This is a genomic window from Streptomyces sp. T12, from assembly GCF_028736035.1.
In the GTDB taxonomy this organism is placed as follows: domain Bacteria; phylum Actinomycetota; class Actinomycetes; order Streptomycetales; family Streptomycetaceae; genus Streptomyces.
The window spans coordinates 892,733-916,737 of record NZ_CP117866.1 but is presented as its reverse complement, the minus strand read 5'-3'; the positions used below and the strand labels follow the sequence as shown (position 1 = coordinate 916,737).

Genomic DNA, 24,005 nt, shown 5'->3' with positions numbered 1-24,005 from the left:
GTGACAGTGGCCACGCGGACCCTGGGAGAGGGCGCTTGCGTCCTGAGAAGTGGTGTACGCGCTCCCACCTCCCCCATCCGCGTGCGGTGCGCGGTGATCAGGCTCGCCTCCCTCCCAAAGGGAGCCGTCCTGGTCTCACGGCCCGGGTCACGGCCTGCGCACTCCGGCGCACCGGCCGCGTGCGGGCGCCGCATTCTCGGACCGGAATCGCGGTCATATCCGACCAACCGGCCATCGCCGACCCGGTCCGCCACTGGACTCACTGGCCTGCGTGAACAGCCTCGCAGGTCGCGAGCGAGAGTGGGCATGGGCCCCGCACGAGCGGCGGGGCCCACCTGGTCAGCAGGTCGAATTGGTCTGGGTGAGGAGGCCGAGCCGCCACGGGAGGAGGTTGTAGTCGCCGCCCGCGTTGGGGTTCATGCCCTGGTAGAGGTACTGGAGCCGGCAGGAGGGGATGGTGAGTGTCTGGTCGTAGCCGGCTCGGATCATCTCGCCGTGGCTGATGTCCCTGGTCCAGGACCCGGAAGGGAAGGTGACGTTGTTGGCCCGTGCGAACGGGTTGCTCTCGGACGCGGCCAGGGGTGCCCAGGAGCCGGCGAGGCTGCCTGAGGTCCAGGAGCGGAAGTAGCGCCGGCCGTCCGAGCCGATGGCCTCGACGAGGAGCAGGTACTGGTTGCTGCCCTGCACCTTGTACACATTGCTCGCTTCGAACAGGGCGTACTTGGAGTCCTGGGCCGCGATGACCGTGTTGGTGAAGCCGTTCGGGAACTGGCCGACGGTCGTCTGCGAGCGGTACAGGTGCCCGTTGTCGTCGGAGGAGAACAGGTAGCAGTTGGCGCTGTCGCAGATCACCCACATGTCGACCCAGTAGCCGTTGCCGATGTTCTGCTTGATGATGTCGGGCATCGACGAGTAGAAGTGGCGCGGCGCGCTCCAGCCGTTCGGATTGCTGATGTCGGGGTTGGTGGAGTACGAGGCGTTGCCGGTCTGGTACACGAGGTACCACAGGCGCTGGGGCGCGTAGTAGAAGACCTGGGGCGCGGCCCGGTATCCGGTGCCGATGGCGGTGCGGTCCAGGTAGTGGTGCGTGGCCGAGCCGGCCTGGGACCAGTCACTGAAGTTCAGGTACACCAGGTTGTATCCGGAGGAGCTGGCGACGCTCGCGAACACGTGGTACTTGCCGTTGTAGTGGACGACGGTCGGGTCCTTGATCCCGGCGATGTTGTGGGTGGCGTCCGGTTTCGGTGCGATCAGTGGGCCGCTGGAGCTCCAGGAGAAGCGTGAGGGCAGCGCGGCGGCGGACGGCTCCGAACGGACGTCAGCCCGCTGTGCCGCGACCGAGCCGCCCAGCGCGTTGAGCACCGCCTGGTAGGCCGGCTTCTTGTTGCCACCGCGGTCGAACAGCAGCGGGTTCTCCGAGGCCCGCCAGGAGTCGCTGTCCCGGATGCCCCAGACGGTGATGCCGGTGCAGCGCGCCACGTTCATGCAGGCCCGCACCGTGTTGGCGTACGCCGTCGGCGGCGCCTGTGCGATGTCCAGCTCGGTGATCTGGACGTCCACGCCGAGGGCGGCGAAGTTCGACAGCGTCGTCTGGAAGCTGGCCGGCGGGCCGCCGGTACCGAAGTGGGCCTGGAGGCCGACACAGTCGATGGGCACGCCGCGCGCCTTGAAGTCGCGCACCATGCGGTAGACGCCCTGGGTCTTCGCGTCGCTCCAGTTCTCGATGTTGTAGTCGTTGTAGCAGAGCTTGGCCGCCGGGTCGGCCGACCGCGCGGTGCGGAACGCCTGCTCGATGAAGCCGTCGCCCAGCAGGTTCTGGAACACCGAGGGGCGGTGCTGGCCGCTGCCGCCGTCGGCGAAGGCCTCGTTGACGACGTCCCAGGAGTGGATCCGGCCCTTGTAGCGGTTCATCACGGTGGTGATGTGGTTGTTCATCACGCCGCGCAGGGTGTTCGCGTCCCTGATGGAGCTGACCCAGCCGGGCAGTTGGGAGTGCCAGACCAGGGTGTGGCCGCGCAGGCGCTGACCGCGGCCCTGCGCGCGGTTCGCGATCTGGTCGGCGGGGCCGAAGTTGAACGAGCCGCGGGACGGCTCGGTCGTGTCCCACTTCATCTCGTTCTCGGGTGTGACCGAGTTGAACTCCCGGTCCAGGATCCCGGTGTACGTGCCGTCGCCGAGCCTTCCGGCGGCCACGGCGGTTCCGAAGTACCGTCCGGACTGGGCCGCTTGGGCGCCCAGAGTGGAGGCTTTGACGTCATCGGGTGCGCCGGTCGCGGTCCCGGGCGTCGCAAGGGCGACCGCAGCCAGGAGGGCTAATACCGAGGCTCGGCGACGGCCGAGTCGTTTCAGCGGGTTCATGGTTCTCCTCGTACGGGTGGGTGGGGGGTTGGGTGTGCGATCCTCCGATCGTTCAGGGCGTGGACAGCTCGAACCGCGTGACGCGGACCGCGCCGCCGAGTGCCTGCGTGGCGTGGTTGAAGAGGGCGTATCGGTAGCCCATGAAGAACCGCCAGTCGTTGCCCATGGAGAAGGTGGGGCCGAGGCGGGTGAAGGTGGTGCCGTCGGTGCTGTAGGAGAAGGTGCCGGGGCGTGCCGTGCCGGGGCGGATGTCCGCGCTCGCACGCAGCCAGATGCGGCCGCCTGAGACGGGCGCGCTCGCGACCTCGGTGCCGGTGCCGGTGGTGTTCCAACTCCCGTCCATGGTCAGCCCATTGACCATCACCACTCGCGTCGCGCCGCCGTCGCGTTTGAGGCCGATCCAGGCGGAGGAGTCACGCAGCAGCGCGAGTCCGGCCCGGTCGCCGTCCCGCATCGCGGAGTGGTCGAGCTGGACGGTGGCGGTGGAGGTGGGTCCCTGGATGCGGTGGGTGAGGGTGTTGCGGGCCCAGTAGAGGTCGTTGGTGACGGTGGCGGTGCGCAGGGTCAGGCCGTTGTCGACCGACCACCCGGTGTTGTCCGGGTTGTGGTTCCACTCCCACCTCGGTTTGAGGGTCGTACCGTCGAAGGTGTCGACGCCGATCAGCGGGGTGACGGGGCGGGGTGGGACAGGTACGGCCGGGCTGGGATACGCCGTGCCCCATGCGCCGTTCACGAGTTGCACGACGGGCCAGCCGTCCGAGGTCCAGGTGACGGGGGCCAGGGCGGGCATCCGGCCGCCGGGATACGCGTCGACGAAGGCCATGTAGTACCAGGCGCCGCTCTGCGTCTGCACCAGCCCGCCCTGGTGGGGGACGCCACCGCCGGGGATCGGCCCGCGCAGGTCGAGAAGGACCTGCCGCATCGTGTACGGACCGAAGGGGCCGCTCGACGACTTGAGGATGTACTGGCCGTTGGCCGGGCGGGTCAGGAAGATGTAATACTGCCCGTTGATCTTGTAGAAGCGGGCGCCCTCGAGGGTGCCGACACTCGACGGTGTCGTGAACACCTGCTGGGTGCGGACCTGGGTGCGGCCGTCGGGCGAGAGCTGGGCCACGCTGATGGTGGTGTTCCCGTAGGCCACATACAGGGTGTCGTCGCTGTCCACGAGCAGACCCGCGTCGTAGTACGGCGTGCTGATCGTCGTCAGCCTGCTCCACGGCCCCTCGACGGCGGTGGCGGTGTAGACGTACGTCCGGGCGAAGTCGATCTGGCCCAGCCAGTAGAACGTCCTGTTGCTCGGTCGGTAGGCCAGCGACGACGCCCAGATCCCTCTGACATAGCCACGGGCACCGTTCAGGTCGTACTTGGCGCCGAAGTCTAGGACCGGCACCGAGTGACCGGCGATCTCCCAGTTCACCAGGTCGTACGACCGCAGGACGGGCGCGCCCGGCGAATAGTGCATCGTCGAGGCCGAGGCGTAGAACGTGTCGCCGACGCGGATGACGTCGATGTCCGCGAAGTCCTGCCAGATCACCGGGTTCGTGTACTCCGCGGCCGCCGCGAGGGCCGACCCCTGCGCGGGAGCGGCGGCGGTGGGGGAGGCTCCGGTCAGAGGCAGGAATGCGCCTGTGACCAGGCCGGTGGCGGCGGCCAGAGCCTGGCGACGAGGCAGATATTGATGAGGGCATGACATATCCATGGATGGCGTTCTCCCTGTGTGGCCCGCCGTTGCGGTTGCTGGCGTTTCGCGGAGTGCCCTGCTTCGTTCGTGCGGTGCGGGTGGCCGGGTCGGACCCGTGCGTTCGGGATGCCGAACATGCATCGACTGATCGAGCAACCTGGATGATAGGAGGCCGACGGGCCCCGTCAAGACCTCTCGCAGTATTCGCCTTGAACATCGAAACATTCGAAGCAGGTTGAGTGTTCGGCTTTCACGGGTCGGCTGTCCTGATGTTGCAGGTGGACGCGGCTGTTTTCCGTCATTGCGGGGCGTGTGGAGGGGGCGGGGGCGCATGGTGTTGACAGACTCGGATGCCTCTCTAATATCCGTGAGGCCCTGACTTTCCGAATTTGATTCGAAATTGCGAACCCTTGGATCTCCCGCTCTCAGTGTCATGAGCGTGACATGCCGGGGACGCCCACCACCGCCCATCTCCCCTTCCGGGAAAGGAGCCCCCGGTGCCCAGACGATCAGGCAGACGCCTGCTCCGCCTCCTCGCGGCCGCCGCGCTGACGGTCACCGCGTCTGTGACGGCCTCTGCCCACTCCACCGCTTCCGGCGCGCCGGGCAGCCCGGTGCTCGCGCCGCCGCTGGGCTGGAACAGTTGGAACAGTTTCGGGTGCGGGATTACCGAGGCGCAGGTGCGCCAGGCCGCCGACGCGATGGTGTCCTCGGGCATGAAGGCCGCGGGCTACCAGTACGTCGTGGTCGACGACTGCTGGTTCGACCCGCAGCGCGACGCGGCGGGCAACCTCCGCGCCAATCCGACCAAGTTCCCCAGCGGCATGAAGGCACTCGGGGACTACATCCACAGCAAGGGCCTGAAGTTCGGCATCTACCAGGCACCCAACGAGAAGACCTGCGCCCAGGGCGTGGGCACCTACCCCGGCTCCACCGGCAGCAAGGGCCACGAGGCCCAGGACGCCAACACGTTCGCCTCATGGGGCGTCGACTACCTCAAGTACGACTGGTGCTCCTCCAGCGGCACCCGTGACGAGCAGGTCGCGCGCTTCACGCTGATGCGTGACGCCCTGCGCGCCACCGGGCGACCGATCGTCTACAGCATCAACCCCAACAGCTTCCACGCCATCACCGGCGCCACGTACAACTGGGGCGAGGTCGCCGACCTGTGGCGGACGACCGAGGACCTGCTCGACATCTGGCAGAACAACAACACCAACAGCTATCCCATGGGCGTCGGCAACGTCCTGGACGTCACCGCACCGCTGGCCGCTCAGTCGGGCCCGGGTCACTGGAACGACCCCGACATGCTGGTCGTCGGCCGCCCCGGACTGTCACTGACCGAGTCCCGCTCCCACTTCGCCCTGTGGTCGCTGCTCTCGGCCCCCCTCATCGCGGGCAACGACATCCGCACCATGTCCGCCGACGTCAGCGCGATCCTGCGCAACCCCCGCCTGCTGGCGGTGAACCAGGACCCGCTGGGCGCGGGCGGACGCCGGGTGCGCGACGACGGCGACACCGAGGTCTTCGCCAAGCCCCTGTCCGACGGCTCGGCCGCGGTAGGCCTGTTCAACCGGGGAGGCAGCACCACGACCATCACCACCACGGCCGCCCAGGTCGGCCTGACCGGAGGCTCGTTCACCCTCACCGACCTGTGGACCGGCGCCACGTCCAGCACCTCCGGCCAGATCTCCGCGAGCGTCCCCGCGCACGGCGTCGCCGTGTTCAAGATGACCGGCGGCAGCCCGCTTGCCGCCACCACCGCACGCCTGCGCGGCACCGCATCCGGCCGCTGCCTGGACGTTGATCGCGCCGCCACCGCGGCCGGGACGACGACGCTGATCTGGGACTGCCACACCGCCGCCAACCAGCTATGGACCACATGGGCCGGCGGCGAGATCCGCGTCTACGGCGACAAGTGCCTGGACGCCTACAACCAGGGCACCACCAACGGCACGCCGGTCATCATCTGGCCCTGCAACGGCCAGGACAACCAGAAGTGGACGGTCGGCTCCGACGGGTCGGTCCGCAACGTCCATGCCGGACTGTGCCTCGACGTCAACGGGGCCGCCACCGCGGGCGGGACCCCGGTCATCCTGTGGACCTGCAACGGCCAGAACAACCAGAAGTGGACCACGCTCCCGTAACCCGCCACCCCTGCCCACACAGGGAGAAGCCCGATCGGAAGAGGCAGTCCCGCGACAGCATGCCAAGCTACGGGGACTGCCTTCCTCCACCGGGACCGGGACCCGGGACCGGGACTTAGAACCCATCGCCGCAGTCACCAGCCGGGCACTCCAGTGGCACGGCCCGGGCTCCGGCAGACGGGCAGGGCCGCCGGACCAGAGCTGTGCGGTGCCCCGTACGTCTGCCCGGTGGACGGGGCGAGACGGACCTGCGACACCCCGGCGACCGTGCACCAGCAGGTGCCGTTCTCGTCCCAGGCCAGGTCGGGATCGATACCGGGCACGCCCGGTGCCGGGATCGGATCCGACCATGGCCCGGCCGGGTCGGTCGCCGTGAGATCGCAAAAAGGGCGTGGCGCGTGGCTGCCGGAGTCCGGTGGAGTAGGCCAGGTGCTGCCCAGGGCCTGGCCGAAGTCTGATCCATTGGCCTCCCATCGGTCGGCATCGAGGCTGATCAGCTGTGCCATTGGCACAGTCAATGGCGCGACAGTTGAGCCAGTGGGCCCGGAGGTGGTTATCTTTGTCCTATCCATGTACTTGCGGCGCCGCGTAGCGCTGGACGGCGACGAGGCCGGGTCCGGACCGCGGTGCCTTCGTTCTGCCTGCTTGTTGTCCGCCACCCGGGACGACCGTGGGCAGGGCGCGTACCACCGCAAGGGGGGCGGCACACCGCCGTGAAGAGGATGTTCGTGGCTCCGGACCCGGGGCGCTTGAGGCTGCGGAACGCGACCCGCGCTGTCATCGGTGTCGCCGCCGCCGTCGCCGTTTCCGAACTGTGCGGGCTATCGCTCACCGCATCGATCACCGGCGGGCTCGCGGCACTGCTCGCTCTCTTCACGGTCACCGATGCGACCGTCCGTGACCAGCGGATCACCACCGCCCTGCTTCCCATGGCCGGATTCCCCGTGCTGGCGCTTGCCGCCACACTGCACGGCATCACCCCGGCCCGTGACGCCGCGTTCTTGGCCGTCGTCTTCTGTGGGGTCTATGCTCGCCGCTGGGGCCCGCGGGGCCACGCGCTCGGGATCTTCGCGTTCATGAACTTCTTCATCACGCAGTTCCTGCATGCGGTTCCCGCTCAGCTGCCCGAGCTGTGCACCGCCGTGGGCCTCGCCCTCTTCGTGGCCGGCGCCACGCGCTTCGTGCTCTGGCCCATCGAGCGTCACACCCCACCCGCGGCAGCCCCGCCGGCCCTGCCCGGCATCGGATTGGCGCGGCCCACCACCCGGCAAGCCTTCCAGGCCACTGCTGCCTCGGCTCTCGCTCTTCTGGTCGGGCAGCTGCTCTCCGAAGAGCGCTGGTACTGGGCCGTCGGTACTGTCTGGTGGATCTTCGTCAACACGGCTTCTCGCGGGGAAACCCTGGTCCGCGGTTTCCGCCGGGTCCTCGGGACTGTGATCGGTATCGCCGTCGGCCTGCTGGTCGCCATCCCGCTGCATGGCGCGCCCGCGCCGACGGCCGCCCTGGTTGCCGTCTGTGTCTTCGGCATCTTCTTCACCGCCGCCGTCTCGTATTCCTGGATGATGCTGGCGGTGACGGTCATGGTCAGCTTGCTTTACGGCCTGCTGGGTGTGCTGGACCCCAGCCTGCTCGGGCTCCGTCTTGCAGAGACCGGTGTGGGCGCGCTGTGTGCCGCGCTGGCCGTGGCCCTCGTCCTGCCGGTCACCACGCACGCCACGAACGATGCCTGGATCCAGCGGGCCCTGCACTGCGTCCACGCGGCCACCGCCGAGGCCGCCGCCCGCCTCGCCGGTGACGAGAGTGCCGACCCGGCCTCGCGCGTAGCCGAACTGGAACAGCTGCTCGGCCGGGTACGGCTCTCGGTCGCCCCGCTCGTGCACCCGCTGAACCCGATGCCGGCCCGCAAGAGGCGCGCCCGCCGCGTCCTGGCCCTGCTCGACGACTGCGCCCGGGAGATCCGCGGCCTGGCCGCCGTCGCCGCCGACCCGGAGGCCTCGCACGACGCCCGCCTCGCCGCCGCGTGCTGGCGCGTCGAGGCCGCGGTCGAGGCGCTCACCGGCGGCACGGACATCACCGCCCCCACCGAGCAGCCGACGGCGTCGGACCCCGCGCTCGCCCATCTGCACGGCCTGGAGCGGGCCCTGGCCGAGCTGGCCCAGCCGCTGCGCACGCCGGCCGGTTCACGACTCGTCGGAGCCTGAGAACGCCGGTCGAGCGGGACGCTCTCGGGTGCTCAAGCGGCTTGGCCGGTCAAGCCGCTTGAGCCGTCAAGCCGTCAAGCCGTCAAGCCGCTCGGGCTCTGCGTGGCTCAGCCTGTTCATGTCGCTTTACCGGCCACCTGGAGGGTGGATCAGGCCATCCGCCGGGTAACCCCGCGCCATCGGACGCACGGAACTCGCGAGCTGCGGACGTGAGCGCATCGCCCACGATTCGGCGACTTGGTCTAGACCGATGATGATCCACTGCTACCGTCACCCCGACGGCACCCGACCGGAAGGGGACAGCGGTGGCAGACGTCGGCAGGCGGGAAAGAAGGGCAAGGCGGGCCTACATCGGGTCGTTCACGGCAGCCGGAGGCCATGGCATCACCACGGCGTCCGTGGCCGCGGGCAGCGGTGCGCTGACCGTCCTGGGCGGCGTGGGTGACCTTCCCGACCCCGCGTACCTGGCCCTGTCGCCCGGCGGCGACACGCTCTACGCGGTCAGCGAGACCGCCGACGGCGCGGTGGCCGCCTACCGCCTGACCGGGGGCAAGCCGGAGCTCATCGGCTCACCGGTGCCGGTCGGCGGCAGCGGGCCCACCTACCTCAGCCTGTTCGCCGGCCACGTCCTGACCGCCAACTACGGCTCCGGCAGCGTCACCGTCGTGCCCGTCCGCCCCGACGGCGCCCTCGCCGACGCCCCGTCCGCCGTCCTCCGGCACTCCGGCTCGGGCCCGCACACGCCACGCCAGCAGGGCCCGCACGCCCACCAGGTGCAGCCCGACCCGAGCGGCCGCTGGGCCGTCAGTGTCGACCTCGGCACGGACTCGCTGCGGGTGTGCACGCTGGCCGACGGGACACTCGACGTGCACCGGGAGATCGCCCTGCGCCCCGGCTCGGGCCCCCGCCACCTGGCCTTCCATCCGGACGGCACGTACGCGTACGTCCTCAACGAACTCACCCCTACCGTCACCGTCTGCCACTGGGACGCCGACGACGGCACGCTGAAGCCGCTGGCCGAGACGCCGGTACTGCCGGGCGCCCCGGCCGGCGACGCCTATCCGTCGGGGATCGTCGCCTCGCCCGACGGCCGCTTCGTGTGGACCGCGACGCGCGGCGAGGACGTGCTGTCGACGTTCTCCGTGGAGGGGGAGGAGCTGCGGCTGGTGGGGGCGGTGACCTGCGCCGGGCACTGGCCGCGCGCGATCACCGAGGCGGGAGGCTTCCTGTACGTCGCGAACGAACGCTCCGGTGACGTGTCCTGGTTCGCCGTGGACCCGGCCACGGGGCTCCCGCGCTACGAGGGCTCGATCGACGCTCCTGCGGCGTCCTGCGTGGTCATCGGCCAGGTCGCCGACGAGGCGTGACCTGACGCCGAAGGGATGCCCAAGGGGTGTCCAAGGGGTGTCCAGGGGACGCCGAAGGGCCCGTTCCCGGCTGGGGAGCGGGCCCTTCGGCTCTGCGGCTGTGAGGTGCGCGTCAGCGGACCGGCGTGCCCTGCGGCTGCTGCGGGGCGATGCCCAGCGCCGTCGTGTACTTCGACAGGGCGAGCTTCCCGATCGCCGGGTACGGGCCGAGCGCCTCGGCGGCGGAGCAGCCCGCCTCCTGGGCGGCCTCCGCGACCAGGCTCGGGTCGATCTCCGGCCCTATCAGGTACGGCGCCAGCGCGAGCTGCTGCGAGCCCGAGGACCGCAGCTGCTCGGCGACGGCCGTGATCGAGCCCTCCTGGTCCAGGGCCGCCGCCATGACCGGCACGGCCAGGCGCGCGGCGAGCAGCATGCCGGTGATCCCGGCCGCCTGCACGGCCTCCTCGCCGCCCACAGAGGCGAGGATGATGCCGTCCGCGGCCGTGGCCACGGTGAACAGCCGGGCACGGTCGGCGCGGGCCAGACCGGCCTCCGACAGGCGCACGTGCAGCGCCTCGGCGAGCAGCGGGTGCGGGCCGAGCACGTCGGTGAGGTCGGCCGCGACCCGGCTGTCCATCACGGCCTGGCGGATGACGCGCAGCAGCGCGCCGTCCGGGCCGGCCAGCAGCGGCACGACGACGGCGACGGGGCCTTCCGGCTCCTTGACCTCCACACCCGCGGCGATCGCCTGCTCATAGCGGGCGGCGCGCTCCTCCGCGGCGTGCACCAGCACGGACTGGAGCGTGAGGAACTCCACGTCGTCACCGTCGACGTACCCGATCCGGGCGTCGAGGCCGGGGAGCTCGGAGCGGGCGATGCTCACGACCTCCTCGGCGAGGCCACGGGTGGCGGCGCTCGGCGTGCCCGGCACCGCGAGGACGAGCGCGGGCGCGCCCTCGGGAGCCGCCAGGGGCTCGGGTCGGCGGTGCCGCCCGGGCTGACGAGGTCGCGGCATTCGTACTGGCAGGCCGGACGCGGGCCCAGTGGGGGAGCTCATGGCGACGCATGTTACTGGCTTCCTGGGCTCCCCTGTTCGGGGAGGGGGCAGGTGAGCGGTATCCGTCCGTATTTGTCTGATTGAGTTACGTGCGGTGCGGAAGCGGACGGCGTAGGTGGATCAGTCCCGCTTTCCGGTCACCACGCAGAGCATCGCCTCGTCACTCGGCAGAGTGAGCGCGCCCGCCGCCAGATCGGTGGCGATACGCACCGCCCCCTGCAACGGATCCCCGGCGGCCGGCACCCGCCGCGCGTGCGGCAGCCGCTTCGACAACTCCTCTTCCAGCGGCCCGAGAAGAGGAGCGCCCATCTTGAACAGGCCTCCGGTGAGCGCGACTTGAGGCTCTCCGGACGTCGGGCAGACGGCGGCCGCCGATTCGGCCATGTGCCGTGCGGCGGCCCGCAGGATGTCCGCGGCCACCGGGTCGCTGTCGGCGCATGCGGCCACCTGGGGTGCGAAGGAGGCGAGGACGGCGGGACGGTCCGGGCGCGGATAGAGCTTGCCGGGCAGCCCTCGCACCGGGCCGAACAGCTCCTCGGCGTGGGCCAGCAGCCCGGCCGACCCGCCGGGCCGCCCGTCGTGCGCGCGCAGCGCCGCCTCCAGCCCGGCCCGCCCGATCCAGGCACCGCCGCCGCAGTCGCCGAGCAGATGCCCCCAGCCGTCCGCGCGGCGCCAGTGCGTCAGATCCGTGCCCATCGCGATCAGCCCCGTACCGGCGGCGACCACGGCCCCGGGCGCGGGTCCGAGGGCGCCGACATAGGCGGTGACGGCATCGGCGACGAGAGCAACCCGCCCGATGCCGAACTCCCGCTCCAGCGCGGCCGGCAGGTCGGCGCGCAGGGCATCACCCAGCGTGGCGAGCCCGGCGGCCCCGATCACGGCCGCCCCCAGCCGATCGACACCGGACTCGGCCACCAACCCCCGCACCATGGGCACCAGTTGCTCCATCAGGTGGCCGGGGTCGATGCCCCGCTCCCCGGTACGCACCGGCTCGCGGGACTCCCGCCGGGCCGGCACCCCACGGTCGACGGTGCCGACGACGACGCGCACCCCGGACCCTCCGGAGTCGACGGCGAGGAATCCGGCGGCGTCGGTCACGGCAGGCGCCAGTCCACCGGCTGTCCTCCCTGCCGGATCAGCAGGTCGTTGGCCCGGCTGAACGGGCGGGAGCCGAAGAAGCCGCGGTCGGCGGACATGGGGGAGGGGTGGGCGGACTCCACCGACGGGAGGTTGCCGAGCAGCGGGCGGAGGTTGCGGGCGTCGCGGCCCCAGAGGATGGACACTAGCGGCTTGCCACGCCCGGCCAGCGCACGGATGGCCTGCTCGGTGACCTCCTCCCAGCCCTTGCCCCGGTGGGCGGCCGGCTTGCGCGGGGCCGTCGTCAGCGCCCTGTTGAGCAGCAGCACGCCCTGCTGGGTCCACGGCGTCAGATCGCCGTTGGACGGCTGCGGCAGCCCCAGGTCGGTGTTCAGCTCCCGGTAGATGTTGATGAGGCTGCCGGGCAGCGGACGCACCTCGGGCGCGACCGAGAACGACAGCCCCACGGCATGTCCCGGTGTCGGATACGGGTCCTGTCCGACGATCAGGACCCGTACGTCGTCGAAGGGCTGTTGGAAGGCCCGCAGGACGTTCGGCCCGGCCGGCAGATAGGTGCGTCCCGCGGCGATCTCCGCGCGCAGGAAGTCGCCCATCCCGGCGATCCGTTCGGCAACGGGTTCCAGGGCTTTCGCCCAGCCCGGTTCGACGATTTCATGCAAGGGTCGTGGTGCCACGGGCGTCACCCTACTGCCGTACGGGCAGCGGTGATCAACCAGTGGCCAAGGCCGCCTCGTAAGCCCCGGCGCCCCGGACGACTCATGCGATCACCGCGGCGCGCACGCACAGCACGTCCGGCAGATGCGACGCCAACTGCTGCCAGCTGTCGCCGTCGTCGGCCGACGCGAACACCTCGCCGTTGCGGTTGCCGAAGTACACGCCCGCCGGGTCCGTGTCGTCCGTGCACATCGCGTCGCGCAGCACCGTGCCGTAGTGGTCCTCCTGCGGCAGCCCCGCCGACAGTGCTTCCCAGGTCTTGCCCGCGTCCGCCGTACGGAAGACACGACATCGGTGGTCGGCGGGTACGCGGTCCGAGTCGGCGTTGATCGGGAACACGTACGCCGTCTCGCCGCGGTGGGGGTGTGCGGCCGCCGCGAAGCCGAACGTGGACGGCAGGCCCTTGCCGATGTCCGTCCAGTGCGCGCCTGCGTCGTCGCTGCGGTACACGCCCCAGTGGTTCTGCAGATAGAGACGGTCCGAAGTCGCCGCGTCCTGCGCGATCTTGTGGACGCACTGGCCGAACTCCGGGTTCGGGTCAGGCAGGAACACCGCGGAGACACCGGAGTTGGAAGGCGTCCAGCTCGCGCCGCCGTCGGCCGTCTTGAACACGCCGGCCGTCGAGACGGCGACCGTGACGGACTGTGGGTCGCGCTTGTCGGTGATCACGGTGTGCAGGCCCTCACCGCCGCCGCCCGGCACCCACTTCGACCGGGTCGGGTGCTCCCACAGCGGGCGGACCAGTTCGAAGGTCTCGCCGCGGTCCTCCGAGCGGTACAGCGCGGCCGGTTCCGTGCCCGCGTACACCACGTCCGGCTCCGCGGCCGCCGGGTGCAGCTGCCACACCCGCTCCAGGGAAGCGTCCGTGTCCTTCGGGAACTTGACGGCCGGCTGGGCCGGTTCGGTCCACGTACGTCCCAGGTCGTCGGAGTGGAAGACCGACGGGCCCCAGTGCGCGCTGTCGCCGCCCGCCAGCAGCCGCGGACGCTCGCCCCGCGTGTCGATGGCGACCGAGTACACGGCCTGGGCGTTGAAGTAGGGACTCTCGTCGAACTCCCAGGCGCCACCTCGCCTCCGCCCGATGAACAGGCCCTTGCGCGTGCCCACGGCGAGCAGTACCTCGGTCATGCCGATCACCTCCGCTGTGCTTTGACGTATCCGTCCCAGCCACCGGCCAGTCTGCACCCCGGTACTGACAGTCACCTCTGGAAAGGCTTGCATCGCAGGTCAGGGCGGCGAGGATAGCTCGCCGCGGCGGACTGCGGGGCGCTTTCGCTAAGACGCCCGCGGCGGCCGCGTGACCCGTGCCACGGTCGATCCCGGTACGTGGCGTGAGCATCCGCCTGCCGTCCCCCGTATGGGAGGGAGGTGGGTCCGGCAGGTTCGTGCGCTCATGAGGAGGAAGCCTTCGATGGCGTTCCGTGGTCCGAAGGTGTGGCTGTGGCGTTGGCGGCGCAATCCGCTCAAGCGCCGGGCCGATGCGGTGGAGGCGTGGGTGCTGCTCGCCGCCTGGGCGCTCACCGTCCTCGCCGGAGTGCTGGCCGGCCTGACGGCGGCCGGCACGGTGGAGCAGGGGATGGCCCGGGAGCGCGTCGAGTGGCGCCCCGTCGTCGCCCTGCTCACCGAGAAGGCGCCGGGCACGACCGAATCACGCTCCGGTACGTCGAGCGGCGCGAGTGTGTGGGCGAAGGTCCGCTGGAGCGCGCGGGACGGTTCCGCGCACACCGGCCAGGCCCGCGTCCGGCCCGGCAGCGGCGTCGGCACGCCGGTCACCGTCTGGACGGACCCCCAGGGCCGCCTGGTGACCCAGCCCGCCACCCCGTCCGAGGCCCGCCTACGAGCCGCGCTGGTCGGCGGCCTCGCGGGCATGTGCGCCGGATCCGTCCCCTTCATCGCCGGCCGCGCCCTCCGCAGCCGGCTGGAGAGCCGGCGCATCGACCAGTGGGGCTACGAGTGGGCACGCTTCGGCCCCCTGTGGGGCGGGCGGACGACGGGGTGAGGGCCGCGCGAGGGATCAGCGACGTGCCGTGGCAGCCGCGCCCGTGAAGTCGGGCCCGTCCGGGCCCGTGAAATAGCGTGGCCGCCCGGCCCGCGAAGGACGCGGCGACACGCAGGCCTACGTCGGCCCAGGCGGCAGCCCAGGCCCCGTGGCTGCGCGCCCCAGGGACGAGCCCAGCAACGCCCCCACCCGATCAGCGTTGTCCGACTCCGCGCCTCGGCGGTGTCCGCCGCCCGACCACCCGGAGCGCACCTCACACCCCACCCGGCAGCGCCCGCTCCAGGATCCCGTCCACGTCGGCGGCATCCGGCAGCGTCCCGAACGCGTGCCCCCAGTCGCCGCCGAGCCGGCTCGCGCAGAAGGCGTCGGCCATCGCCGCTGGGGCGTGCCGGACCAGCAGGGAAGCCTGGAGGGTCAGGGCCATCTGCTCGACCAGGCGGCGGGCGCCGGCCTCGGAGCCCGCGGTCAGCAGGGCCTTCAGGCGGGTGACGGCCGCGTCCAGCCGGGCGTCCGCCCCCTGCGCCAGGGCGAGTTCGGCGAAGAGCGCCTCCGCGGTGCCCGGCTCCCTGCTCAACGCCCGCAGTACGTCCAGGGCGTTGACGTTTCCCGAGCCCTCCCAGATCGACAGCAGCGGAGCCTCGCGGTAGTGGCGGGGCATGCCCGACTCCTCGACGTAGCCGTTGCCGCCGAGGCACTCCAGGGCCTCCGCCGTGAAGGCCGGGCCCCGCTTGGTGACCCAGTACTTGCCGACGGCAGTGGCGATCCGGCGGAACGCCGCCTCGGCCCCGTCCGCGTCGGCTGCGCGCACCGCCCGGTCGGCCGCGCCGGCCAGCCGTAGCGTGAGCGTCGTGGCGGCCTCGGACTCCAGCGCCAGGTCGGCCAGGACGTTGCGCATCAGCGGCTGGTCGATCAGCCGCGCCCCGAACGCGCTGCGGTGCCGCACATGGTGTGCGGCCTCGACGAGCGTCTTGCGCATCAGCGTCGCCGACGACATCACGCAGTCCAGCCGCGTGCAGTTGACCATCTCGATGATCGTCTTGACGCCCCGCCCCTCGGGCCCCACCAGCCAGGCGACGGTCCCGTCGAACTCGGGCTCGGAGGAGGCGTTGGAACGGTTGCCCAGCTTGTCCTTCAGGCGCTGGATGCGGAAGGTGTTGCGGCTGCCGTCGGGCAGGACGCGCGGCACGAGGAAGCAGGACAGGCCACCCGGCGCCTGCGCCAGCACCAGGAAGACGTCGCACATGGGCGCCGAGGTGAACCACTTGTGCCCACGCAGCGTGTACACGCCGGACTCGGCGGTCGGCGTCGCCACGGTGGTGTTCGTACGGACGTCGGAGCCGCCCTGTTTCTCGGTCATCCCCATGCCCGCCAGCAGACCCCGCTTCTCGGTCGGCACGCGCAGCTCCGGGTCGTACTCCCGGCTGGTGAGGAGAGGCTCGTACACCTTCGCGAGCTCGGGCTGCCGACGCAGCACAGGGACCGCGGCGTACGTCATCGACGTCGGACAGCCGTGGCCCGCCTCGGTGTGCCCCCACACCAGCCCGCCCGCGGTCCGCGCGACATGGGCGCCGGGCCGCTCGTCCGCCCACGGCGCCGCCGCCAGCCCCTCGGCGACCGCGACCCGCATCAGGTGGTGCCAGCTCGGATGGAACTCGACCTCGTCGACGCGGTGGCCGTAGCGGTCGTGCGTCCGCAGCACGGGCTCGTGCCGGTTGGCCAGCTCACCCCACTCCTGTGCCTCGACGCTCCCGGCCCGCAGGCCGAGCCGCCGGATGTCCTCCTCGGCCCACCCGGCGCCCTCGCGGCGCAGCCCTTCGAGCAGGGCCGTGTCCTCGGACGCGTCGTACGGGGCCGGCGGAGGGGGCTGGTTGGTGACGTCGTGGGTGGCGTGGTGCCCGGACAGCTCCTGCGTTGCTCCGGGCCGCTCAGGCGTGACTGCGGACTGCTTCTGTGCGGGTATCGAGACCATGCCCGCCAGTGTTGCACTACGGCTGCAGTCGCAGCAATCCTGTAATACGTCACCGTCACCCTGCCACGTACAGTCGTCGTCATGCCGAACAACGGATCACCGCAGGCCGACGAGGTGGAACTGCGCCCGCTGTCCGCCCGGTCGGTCGTCCTGAGCCTGCTGCTGGGGCTGCATCCGCCCGAGCTGCCGGTGAAGGACCTGGTGGGCAGTGTGGAGCCGTTCGGGATCGCGGGATCCACCCTGCGGGCCGCGCTCAGCCGGATGGTGGCGGCCGGCGACCTGCGGCGCGCGGACGCGGTCTACGGGCTCAGCGACCGGCTGCTGGAACGCCAGCGGCGGCAGGACGACGCCGTTCACCCCGAGACCGTGCCCTGGGGCGGCGACTGGGAGATGGTCGTGGTCACGGCGACGGGCCGCGGCCCCGCCGAACGCGCGGAACTGCGCAGCGAGTTGACCTGGCTCCGGCTCGCGGAACTGCGTGAGGGCGTCTGGCTGCGGCCGGCCAACCTGCTCCGTCCCCTGCCGGACGGTCTCGGCCAGGTCGCCGAGCGCTGCACGGCCCGCCCCGACCGCCCCGCGCGCGAGCTCGCCGCGCGCCTGTGGCCGCTGGACACGTGGGCCGGCACGGGACACGCCCAGCTCGACCGTGTCGCCCGTGCGCGGCACCCCTCCGAGCGCTTCACCGCCTTCGCGGCCGTCGTACGGCACCTGCTCGCCGACCCGGTGCTGCCACCCGAGCTCCTTCCGGCCGACTGGCCGGGTGAGCGGTTGCGAGCGGCGTACGCGGACTACCGGCGGGAGTTGGCAGAGGAGGCACACGCGCGTGACGGCCGGGCGAGGGCCGAGGGCGTACACGCGCGTGACGGCCGGGAGAGTGCCGAGGGCGTACACGCGCGTGGCCGCCCTCAGTGGTCGGCGCCGTAATCCTTCGGGGGTTGTTCACGCTGCCGGTGCGGCGGGGGATTCTTCGTGGTGATCGGCGGTGTGCCGGTCGAGCCTGGCCGGTAGATCGTCCAGGTCGGAGGTGGTGAACCTCCACTGGAACGGCTGTGCCGTGGCGTTGTAGCGGTCTTGGCAGGCTCGGATCCGGTCCCTGACCTCGGTGAGGTCGGTGAAGTCGTTGGGCGAGAGGGCCTTGCGGTGGACGGCAGAGAAGTAGATCTCGGCTTGGTTGAGCCAGGAGGCGTGCACGGGGGTGTGGACCATGAGGCACCGCCGCGTCCGTAGGTGTGATTGACGCGTATCGCCCTGGCCTTGCCGGGGGCGAGGGTGGGGTGGCAGCGGCACCGGGCCTGGATGGAAGTCTTCTCGTCCGCGCTGAACACGTACTCGTCATCGCCGAGCTGTTCGCCCTGCCAGGTGCGGGCGTACAGGTCCAGCACCCAGGCGGCCTTCAGTCGGAAGCCGGGGCGGGTGATGAAGATCCAGGAGCGGTGCTGCCAGGGCTTGAGCGCGTCCTGGGCCGGCCAGCGACGCACGGTCGACGCCGACATGAACGGGGCGATGCCCCGCCGGGCGGCCTCGCGGGCCAGTTCCGGGCACGACCAGCGTGAGAGCGGTACTTCACTCTCGGCAGGCAGCCGGCAGGCCGGCGCTTTGACCTCGGCGGCCTGCAGCGGTGTGAACGAGGCGGGACGGTCGCAGCGTTGACGGTCTTCGAGCCCGGGCAGGCCCGCATGGGCGAGCAGCCGGTGCTCGGTCTTGTGGCCGTAGACCATCTTCTTCAACCGCACGCGTTCGGCGGCACTCGGGGCTGTCGGACAGGGGATGCGGACGGGCATGGCGGGCGAACCGATCGGCCGAAGTGGATCACTGGTACCCCGCAGCCTGCCCCGCCCGTCACCGCCCCAGCCCCCGCAATGACCGGTGCAAGAGGCCACTTGGACAGGGAAAACGCAACTTCGACATGGCCCGCAGGGGCAGCTACCTTCACCTGGTCTTCGGCGATCGCCCACGGTCGCACAGGAGTTCCTTCAGGCTGAGCCACCCGCGACGGGATGAGTTGGTCAGCCCCACGAATCCTCGCCCCCATGCCCTATGCCCAAGCCACCGAACCGGGCCCACACCAGGCACCCCAACCAGGGAGAGACGCATGCCCCATCTTGCGCTGTACACATTCGGCGTCCTGAAGTCACCTCTCGCCGATCCCGCACCTCTCATGCGCGAGTTCTACGACAGGGGTGAGGCCGTCTACCGGAAGATCGGCCAGCACCCCGGATACCTCGCGCGTGCTGAAGCGGCAGACGGCGACCGGGGCATGCTCTTCGAGGCGGACTGGGGTGCATGGGGAGAGTTCGTCGTACCGACCTGGTACGGCAAGGGCCGTACTGTGGAAACCACCGCCCTGGCCGCGACCCTCTCACTCTGGACCGACCTGCGCCCCGCCCTCGACGCCGTCTACGCAGGTCTGCACCGTGAGGCGCTCAACAGGCGCCATGACTGGTTCGAGAGGACAGGACACCCGAATTACGTGTGCTGGTGGGTCTCCGACGGCGTGATACCCACCTGGCAGGACGGGGTTTCCAGGCTGGAACACCTCCACGACCACGGCTCCGCGCCGCACGCCTTCACCTTCCACCACTCGTTCGCCCCGGACGGAACTCCGACCAGGATCAAAGTCGAACGCCTCGATTGAATGACGGCGAACAGATGCGTCCGCGCTACGGCGGATCCGCCAGTACCTGGGGCTTTCGCCCTCTATCGGAGCCGACCACTTGGCCGACCGAGGACGTACGCGCGCGTGGCCGTCGGGAACGACGCGGCGGCCGTACGAAGCGCCGTGCGGGGACGCTTCGGACGGCCGCCTTCACCGTGGGGGGTTCGCCTGCGGCTGTGGGCTACCGGTAGGTGATGTCCGACGTGGAGTACAGGCAGTTCGTGCTGTCCGGACCCGTACCGACGGCGGTGTTGTTGTTGTACTTCTGGCAGGGGACGACCTTGCGGCTCGCGTCGTTGAGGATCGTGATGCCGCGCAGGGTCGCCACGTCGCCCCGGTTGACGTTGATGCCGACGAGACGCGCCGTGGAACCGGTGCCGGTCACCTCGATGTTGCTGAGGTTGACCTTGCGCGTGTACTGCGTCGAGCAGTCGCCGCACGAGCGGTACAGCGTCTTGAACTCGCTGACCGCGAAGTTGGAGATGTTCAGCGTGCCGGGCCCGTTGTGCTGGAAGACCTTGTCGGCGGCCTTCTTCGCGCCACCGCCGGTCACCGTGTAGGTGGAGCCGCCCCGGAAGGTGGCCGCGTCCTCGCCGACGTCCTCCCACCACACGTTCTGCAGCGTGCAGTTGCCCTCGCAGTGGATGCCGTCGGCGCCGGGTGCGCCGATGATGACGTTCTTCAGCGTCGCGCCGGCCGCGAGCTCGAAGATCGGGTCCTGGCCCTCTTCCTGGCCGTCACCGGCCAGGTCGCCGCTGCCGTAGTAGCGGACCATGCCGCCGTCCCTGACGCCGGACACCTTGATGGTCGAGCTCACCGGCTGGCTGCTGCTGGGCGTCGGCCAGGTGGCCGCGCTCGCCGGTGGCGCCCCGAGTGTCGTGATCATGACAGACGAGAGCCCGAGTGCGGCCAGGCCGCCGGTCAGCGCGCGCCGGCGGGCCCGGGGCTTTGCTGGTGAAGTCATGTCCCGATGCCTTCTTCCAGTTGGGGGGTGGTCAGATCTTTCCGGCGCCCGCGCCGGACGTCACCGAGGCGACGACGGTGGACGCGGACTCGGCGGTGTAGCTGTAGGGCGGGGTGGTGAAGGTGCCGACCCGGGAGATCTCGGTCGCGGCTCCGCCGAGATCGTTGCCGCGCAGATTGGCGTAGCCGTCCACGTCGCTGCTGCGGTTGGTGGTGACGGCGACCTTGGTGTCGCGGAAGACGTTGTTCTCCACGAGCATCTGGGCACCCATGCGCGAATGGCAGGCGGTGTCCGCGCCGGCCACGTAGTTGTTGTAGAAGTGCCCGGTGCCGAAGCGCAGGCTGGGGATGCGGGAGTAGACGTTGCTGAAGTAGTTGTGGTGGTACGTCACCTTCAGGTGCCCGGTGTCCTCGCTCGCGTTGTTGTCGCTGTGACCGACGAGCGAGCCCTTGAAATGGTCCTTGAAGGTGTTCCAGGACACCGTGACGCTGTCCGAGCCGTGATTGATGTCCAGCAGCCCGTCGTAGTAGTCCTTGTCGTGATCACGGTCGGCCGAGAAGGCGTTGTGGTCGATCCACACCTTCGTCGACGCCTGGACCGTGATGCCGTCGGACGGCGCCACCGGCTTGCTGATGTTCAGGTTGCGGACGACGACGTTGGTGACGTTCTTCAGCCGCAGCCCGCCCCCGGTGAACCCGGACGACGAACCGACGCCCAGGACCGTGGTGTTGGAGCCGACGTCGACCTGACCGCTCAGCGAGATCAGGCCGTTGACCCGGACGACCTTGGCCGAGTTGCCGGTGACCGCGGTCTTGAAGGCGTCCAGCGTCGAGACGGTCACCGCCGAGGCGCTGCCGCCACCGGTCGTCCCGGCGCCGAACCCGACCGGCGAGGTCTCGGCCGCCCCGGCGGGCTGCGGCAGGACGAGGACGGCCGCGGTGGCGAGAGCGGCTGCAGCGGCCGTCACCAGCGCGGTTCTTTGCGAGCGTGCATGTGGGGGGAGAGTACGCATGCGGATGCGTCCTTTCAGAAGGACTTGCCCGATCATGTACCTGAACGATGTGCGTCATGCAGAACGCCGCGCGCGAGCAGAGTGACCGTGTGGGGGTTGCGGCAGTGCGGCTCGGTCAGCCTGCTGAACGGAACGTAGGGGGCAAGCGCTTTCTAGTCAACGCTTCGCGCAGAAGAATCCAGTCAGCCTGGTGGGAGGTAAGGGCTCTCTCGATGCTCTCTCCGGACCCAATGTGGGAGCGCTTCCATGATGAGCGTGTCCATGCCACGATGCCCTTCCGGACGCTTTCCCCGTGAGAGGGCGAGTCAATGCCGACCCCACGTATGCGTACGTTGATCAGCGGGCTGATGCTCATCCCGCTGGCCTTCGGCGCCGTGGCCGCATCCCCGGACCGCGCGGACGCCGGCGGCTCGGTGGCGGGCCGGGCCGATCCGTTACCCGGCTCCTTCACCTGGTCGTCCAGTGGCCCGCTGATCGCGCCCAAGCCGGACGCGGGACACCCGATCGTCTCCGTCAAGGATCCGACGGTCTTCCGGTACGACAACCGCCGGCACATCTACATGACGACGGCCGCCACCTCCGGCCGGTGGAGCCTGGCCCACACCAGCTTCGCCGACTGGTCCCAGGCGGCCGCCGCACCCCAGACGTTCCTCGACACCAACCCCGACATCGGCAACCGGTACGTCGCCGCTCCCCAGGTGTTCTACTTCGCCCCGCAGAAGAAGTGGTACATGGTCCACCAGACCGGGCCGCCGTCCTTCTCGACCACCAACGATCCCGCGGATCCGGGAAGTTGGAGCGCGCCGCGGAACCTCTTCGACACCGAGCCGCCGATCGTCACCGAGAACAAGGGCCCGGGCGGCCGGCTCGACTTCTGGGGCATCTGCGACGACACGGACTGCTATCTGTTCTCCTCCGACGGCAACGGCCACCAGTACCGCTCGCGCACCACCGTCGCCGAGTTCCCGAACGGCTTCCGCGACACGGCCATCGTCCTGTCCGAGCCGAACCGCTTCGACCTCTTCGAGGGGAGCAACGTCTACCGGCTCGGCAGCAGCGGAACGTACCTCATGCTCGTCGAGGCAATGGCGACCGGCTCCGACTGGCGGCGCTACTTCCGGGCCTGGACGGCGGACAGCCTGGGCGCGGCGTGGAAACCGCTGGCGGAGACCGAGGCCAACCCCTTCATCCGGTCCACCCACGTGACCTTCGGGCCGGGACAGCCCGCGTGGACCACGGACTTCAGCCACGGCGAGATGATCCGCGACGGCGTCGACCAGACCCTCACGATCAACCCCTGCCGCCTTCAGTACCTGTACCAGGGGATGGACCCCGCATCCAGTGGCGACTACTACAACTCCCCTGGAGGCTCGGCCTGCTGACCCAGACGAACAGCTCCTGCTGACCCGTACCGACAGCGCCAGAAGGGACAAGGACGTGCCCACCCCCACCGGCACCACAGCGAGACGACCGCTCCGCGCGCTCTTCGCCAGCGTCTTCGCAGCGCTCCTGCCGCTGCTCGCGGCACTGCTCGTCACCGCCCCCGCGGCCGCCGCCCGCACCGAGGCCGCCGACGTGGTCCCCACCGCGGCACTCACCGAGGTCACCGACTTCGGCACCAACCCCAGCAACCTGCGGATGTACCTGTACGTGCCGGACAACGTCACCGCCGACCCGGCGGTCCTGGTGGCCGTGCACTGGTGCACCGGCTCCGGCCCGGACATGTACAACGGCACCGAGTACGACACGCTCGCCGACCGGTACGGCTTCATCGTGCTCTACCCGTCCGTCACCCGCAGCAGCAAGTGCTTCGACGTCTCCTCGCCGCAGGCGCTCAAGCGCGGCGGCGGCAGCGACCCCGTCGGCATCAAGTCCATGGTCGACTGGGTCACCCGCACCTACGACGCCGACACCAGCCGCGTCTTCGCCACCGGCATCTCCTCCGGCGCGATGATGACCAACGTCCTGCTCGGCGACTACCCCGACGTGTTCGCCGCCGGCGCCGCCTTCTCGGGGGTCCCCTTCGGCTGCTTCGCCACCACCGACGGCTCCGAGTGGAACAGCGCCTGCGCCAACGGCACCGTGACCCACACCCCGCAGGAGTGGGGCAACCTGGTCCGCAACGCCTACCCGGGCTACACCGGCCCCCGCCCGCGCATGCAGCTGTGGCACGGCACCGAGGACGACGTCCTGCGCTACCCCAACTTCGGGGAGATGATCAAGCAGTGGACGAACGTCCAGGGCATCAGCCAGACCCCGGCCGCCACGGACACGCCCCAGTCCGGCTGGACCCGCACCCGCTACGGCGGCACCGGTGACCGGGCCCCCGTCGAGGCGATCAGCCTCCAGGGCGTCGGCCACAACCTGTACAGCTCCGGCATGGCGACCCGGGTGCTCACCTTCTTCGGCCTCGACAGCGGCGGCCCTGCACCCCAGCCCCAGCCCGGCACGTGCAAGGTGAACGCCACCACCAACGCCTGGAACACGGGCCTGACCGCCTCCGTGACGATCACCAACACGAGCACGACGGCGATCAACGGCTGGCAGCTCGGCTTCACCCTGCCCACCGGCCAGACGATCACCAACGGCTGGGGAGCCACGTACACCCCGGCCTCCGGCGCGGTGACGGCGACCAGCGCCTCGTACAACGCGGCGCTCGCGCCAGGAGCGAGCGCCAGCATCGGATACCAGGCGAACCACACCGGCAACAGCGCGGCGCCGGGCGCCTTCACGCTCAACGGGACGGCCTGCACGGCAGGTTGACCTTTGCGCACCGCAGGGGGGCCGGGGGCAAGAGCCTCCG

18 protein-coding genes and 2 pseudogenes are annotated in these 24,005 nt (G+C 70.6%); 8 read left to right on the top strand and 12 right to left on the bottom strand.

Annotated elements, in window-relative coordinates:
* Positions 1-339: 339 nt before the first annotated feature.
* Both PBV52_RS04050 and PBV52_RS04045 read right to left on the bottom strand, forming a co-directional pair.
* On the bottom strand, positions 340-2,358 hold the full coding sequence (locus PBV52_RS04050) for a non-reducing end alpha-L-arabinofuranosidase family hydrolase (protein ID WP_274236883.1): 2,019 nt from the start codon (positions 2,356-2,358) through the stop codon (positions 340-342).
* 52 nt (positions 2,359-2,410) lie between these two features.
* Positions 2,411-4,057, bottom strand: coding sequence for a glycoside hydrolase 43 family protein (locus PBV52_RS04045; protein WP_373921824.1), 1,647 nt, complete (start codon positions 4,055-4,057; stop codon positions 2,411-2,413).
* 479 nt (positions 4,058-4,536) lie between these two features.
* On the opposite strand from PBV52_RS04045, the gene PBV52_RS04040 reads away from it, so the two are divergent.
* Positions 4,537-6,186 carry a ricin-type beta-trefoil lectin domain protein gene (locus tag PBV52_RS04040; RefSeq protein WP_274236882.1) on the top strand — a complete coding sequence of 550 codons (1,650 nt, stop codon included), beginning with the start codon at positions 4,537-4,539 and terminating at the stop codon, positions 6,184-6,186.
* 168 nt (positions 6,187-6,354) lie between these two features.
* On the opposite strand, the pseudogene PBV52_RS04035 reads toward PBV52_RS04040, so the two are convergent.
* Positions 6,355-6,560: pseudogene (locus tag PBV52_RS04035) on the bottom strand (family 43 glycosylhydrolase); the annotation flags it as partial.
* 348 nt (positions 6,561-6,908) lie between these two features.
* On the opposite strand from PBV52_RS04035, the gene PBV52_RS04030 reads away from it, so the two are divergent.
* Both PBV52_RS04030 and PBV52_RS04025 read left to right on the top strand, forming a co-directional pair.
* Entirely contained in the window at positions 6,909-8,387 is a 1,479-nt protein-coding gene (locus PBV52_RS04030; RefSeq protein WP_274236881.1) for an FUSC family protein, read from the top strand.
* A gap of 305 nt (positions 8,388-8,692) precedes the next feature.
* On the top strand, positions 8,693-9,754 hold the full coding sequence (locus tag PBV52_RS04025; RefSeq protein WP_274236880.1) for a lactonase family protein: 1,062 nt from the start codon (positions 8,693-8,695) through the stop codon (positions 9,752-9,754).
* Between the two features lie 112 nt (positions 9,755-9,866).
* Here PBV52_RS04025 and PBV52_RS04020 read toward each other — a convergent pair whose 3' ends face one another.
* From PBV52_RS04020 to PBV52_RS04005, 4 genes are all read right to left on the bottom strand, one after another.
* Positions 9,867-10,790 carry a sirohydrochlorin chelatase gene (locus PBV52_RS04020; protein ID WP_274236879.1) on the bottom strand — a complete coding sequence of 308 codons (924 nt, stop codon included), beginning with the start codon at positions 10,788-10,790 and terminating at the stop codon, positions 9,867-9,869.
* A 120-nt stretch (positions 10,791-10,910) separates the two neighbouring features.
* A complete protein-coding gene (locus PBV52_RS04015) occupies positions 10,911-11,888 on the bottom strand; it encodes an N-acetylglucosamine kinase (protein ID WP_274236878.1) in 978 nt (325 codons plus the stop codon).
* Positions 11,885-12,562: a uracil-DNA glycosylase gene (locus PBV52_RS04010; RefSeq protein ID WP_274236877.1), complete on the bottom strand. Its 678-nt coding sequence runs from the start codon at positions 12,560-12,562 to the stop codon at positions 11,885-11,887. Before PBV52_RS04010 ends, PBV52_RS04015 begins: the two co-directional genes overlap by 4 nt.
* An 82-nt stretch (positions 12,563-12,644) precedes the next feature.
* A complete protein-coding gene (locus tag PBV52_RS04005) occupies positions 12,645-13,730 on the bottom strand; it encodes a sialidase family protein (protein ID WP_274236876.1) in 1,086 nt (361 codons plus the stop codon).
* 283 nt (positions 13,731-14,013) lie between these two features.
* Between PBV52_RS04005 and PBV52_RS04000 the strand changes: the two genes are divergently transcribed.
* Positions 14,014-14,601, top strand: coding sequence for a hypothetical protein (locus tag PBV52_RS04000; RefSeq protein WP_274236875.1), 588 nt, complete (start codon positions 14,014-14,016; stop codon positions 14,599-14,601).
* A 253-nt stretch (positions 14,602-14,854) separates the two neighbouring features.
* On the opposite strand, the gene PBV52_RS03995 is transcribed toward PBV52_RS04000, so the two are convergent.
* Positions 14,855-16,570 (bottom strand): acyl-CoA dehydrogenase family protein, encoded by a 1,716-nt coding sequence (locus PBV52_RS03995; protein ID WP_274236874.1) that lies wholly within the window; start codon positions 16,568-16,570, stop codon positions 14,855-14,857.
* An 81-nt stretch (positions 16,571-16,651) separates the two neighbouring features.
* Here PBV52_RS03995 and PBV52_RS03990 point away from each other — a divergent pair, with 81 nt between their 5' ends.
* On the top strand, positions 16,652-17,494 hold the full coding sequence (locus PBV52_RS03990) for a PaaX family transcriptional regulator C-terminal domain-containing protein (RefSeq protein WP_274236873.1): 843 nt from the start codon (positions 16,652-16,654) through the stop codon (positions 17,492-17,494).
* 15 nt (positions 17,495-17,509) lie between these two features.
* Here PBV52_RS03990 and PBV52_RS03985 read toward each other — a convergent pair whose 3' ends face one another.
* A complete protein-coding gene (locus PBV52_RS03985; RefSeq protein WP_274250013.1) occupies positions 17,510-17,776 on the bottom strand; it encodes a hypothetical protein in 267 nt (88 codons plus the stop codon).
* 320 nt (positions 17,777-18,096) lie between these two features.
* A pseudogene (locus tag PBV52_RS03980) lies at positions 18,097-18,288 on the bottom strand (helix-turn-helix domain-containing protein); the annotation flags it as partial.
* A gap of 374 nt (positions 18,289-18,662) precedes the next feature.
* On the opposite strand from PBV52_RS03980, the gene PBV52_RS03975 reads away from it, so the two are divergent.
* Positions 18,663-19,205, top strand: coding sequence for a DUF3291 domain-containing protein (locus PBV52_RS03975; protein ID WP_274236871.1), 543 nt, complete (start codon positions 18,663-18,665; stop codon positions 19,203-19,205).
* A gap of 202 nt (positions 19,206-19,407) precedes the next feature.
* Here PBV52_RS03975 and PBV52_RS03970 read toward each other — a convergent pair whose 3' ends face one another.
* The gene (locus tag PBV52_RS03970; RefSeq protein ID WP_274236870.1) at positions 19,408-20,190 is read right to left on the bottom strand and encodes a pectate lyase; all 783 of its coding nucleotides are present in this window, start codon (positions 20,188-20,190) and stop codon (positions 19,408-19,410) included.
* Positions 20,191-20,221: 31 nt separating this feature from the next.
* On the bottom strand, positions 20,222-21,202 hold the full coding sequence (locus tag PBV52_RS03965) for a polysaccharide lyase family 1 protein (protein ID WP_274236868.1): 981 nt from the start codon (positions 21,200-21,202) through the stop codon (positions 20,222-20,224).
* A 308-nt stretch (positions 21,203-21,510) separates the two neighbouring features.
* On the opposite strand from PBV52_RS03965, the gene PBV52_RS03960 reads away from it, so the two are divergent.
* A complete protein-coding gene (locus PBV52_RS03960) occupies positions 21,511-22,584 on the top strand; it encodes a non-reducing end alpha-L-arabinofuranosidase family hydrolase (protein WP_274236867.1) in 1,074 nt (357 codons plus the stop codon).
* Positions 22,585-22,639: 55 nt separating this feature from the next.
* Entirely contained in the window at positions 22,640-23,965 is a 1,326-nt protein-coding gene (locus tag PBV52_RS03955; RefSeq protein WP_274236866.1) for a PHB depolymerase family esterase, read from the top strand.
* Positions 23,966-24,005: the final 40 nt, after the last annotated feature.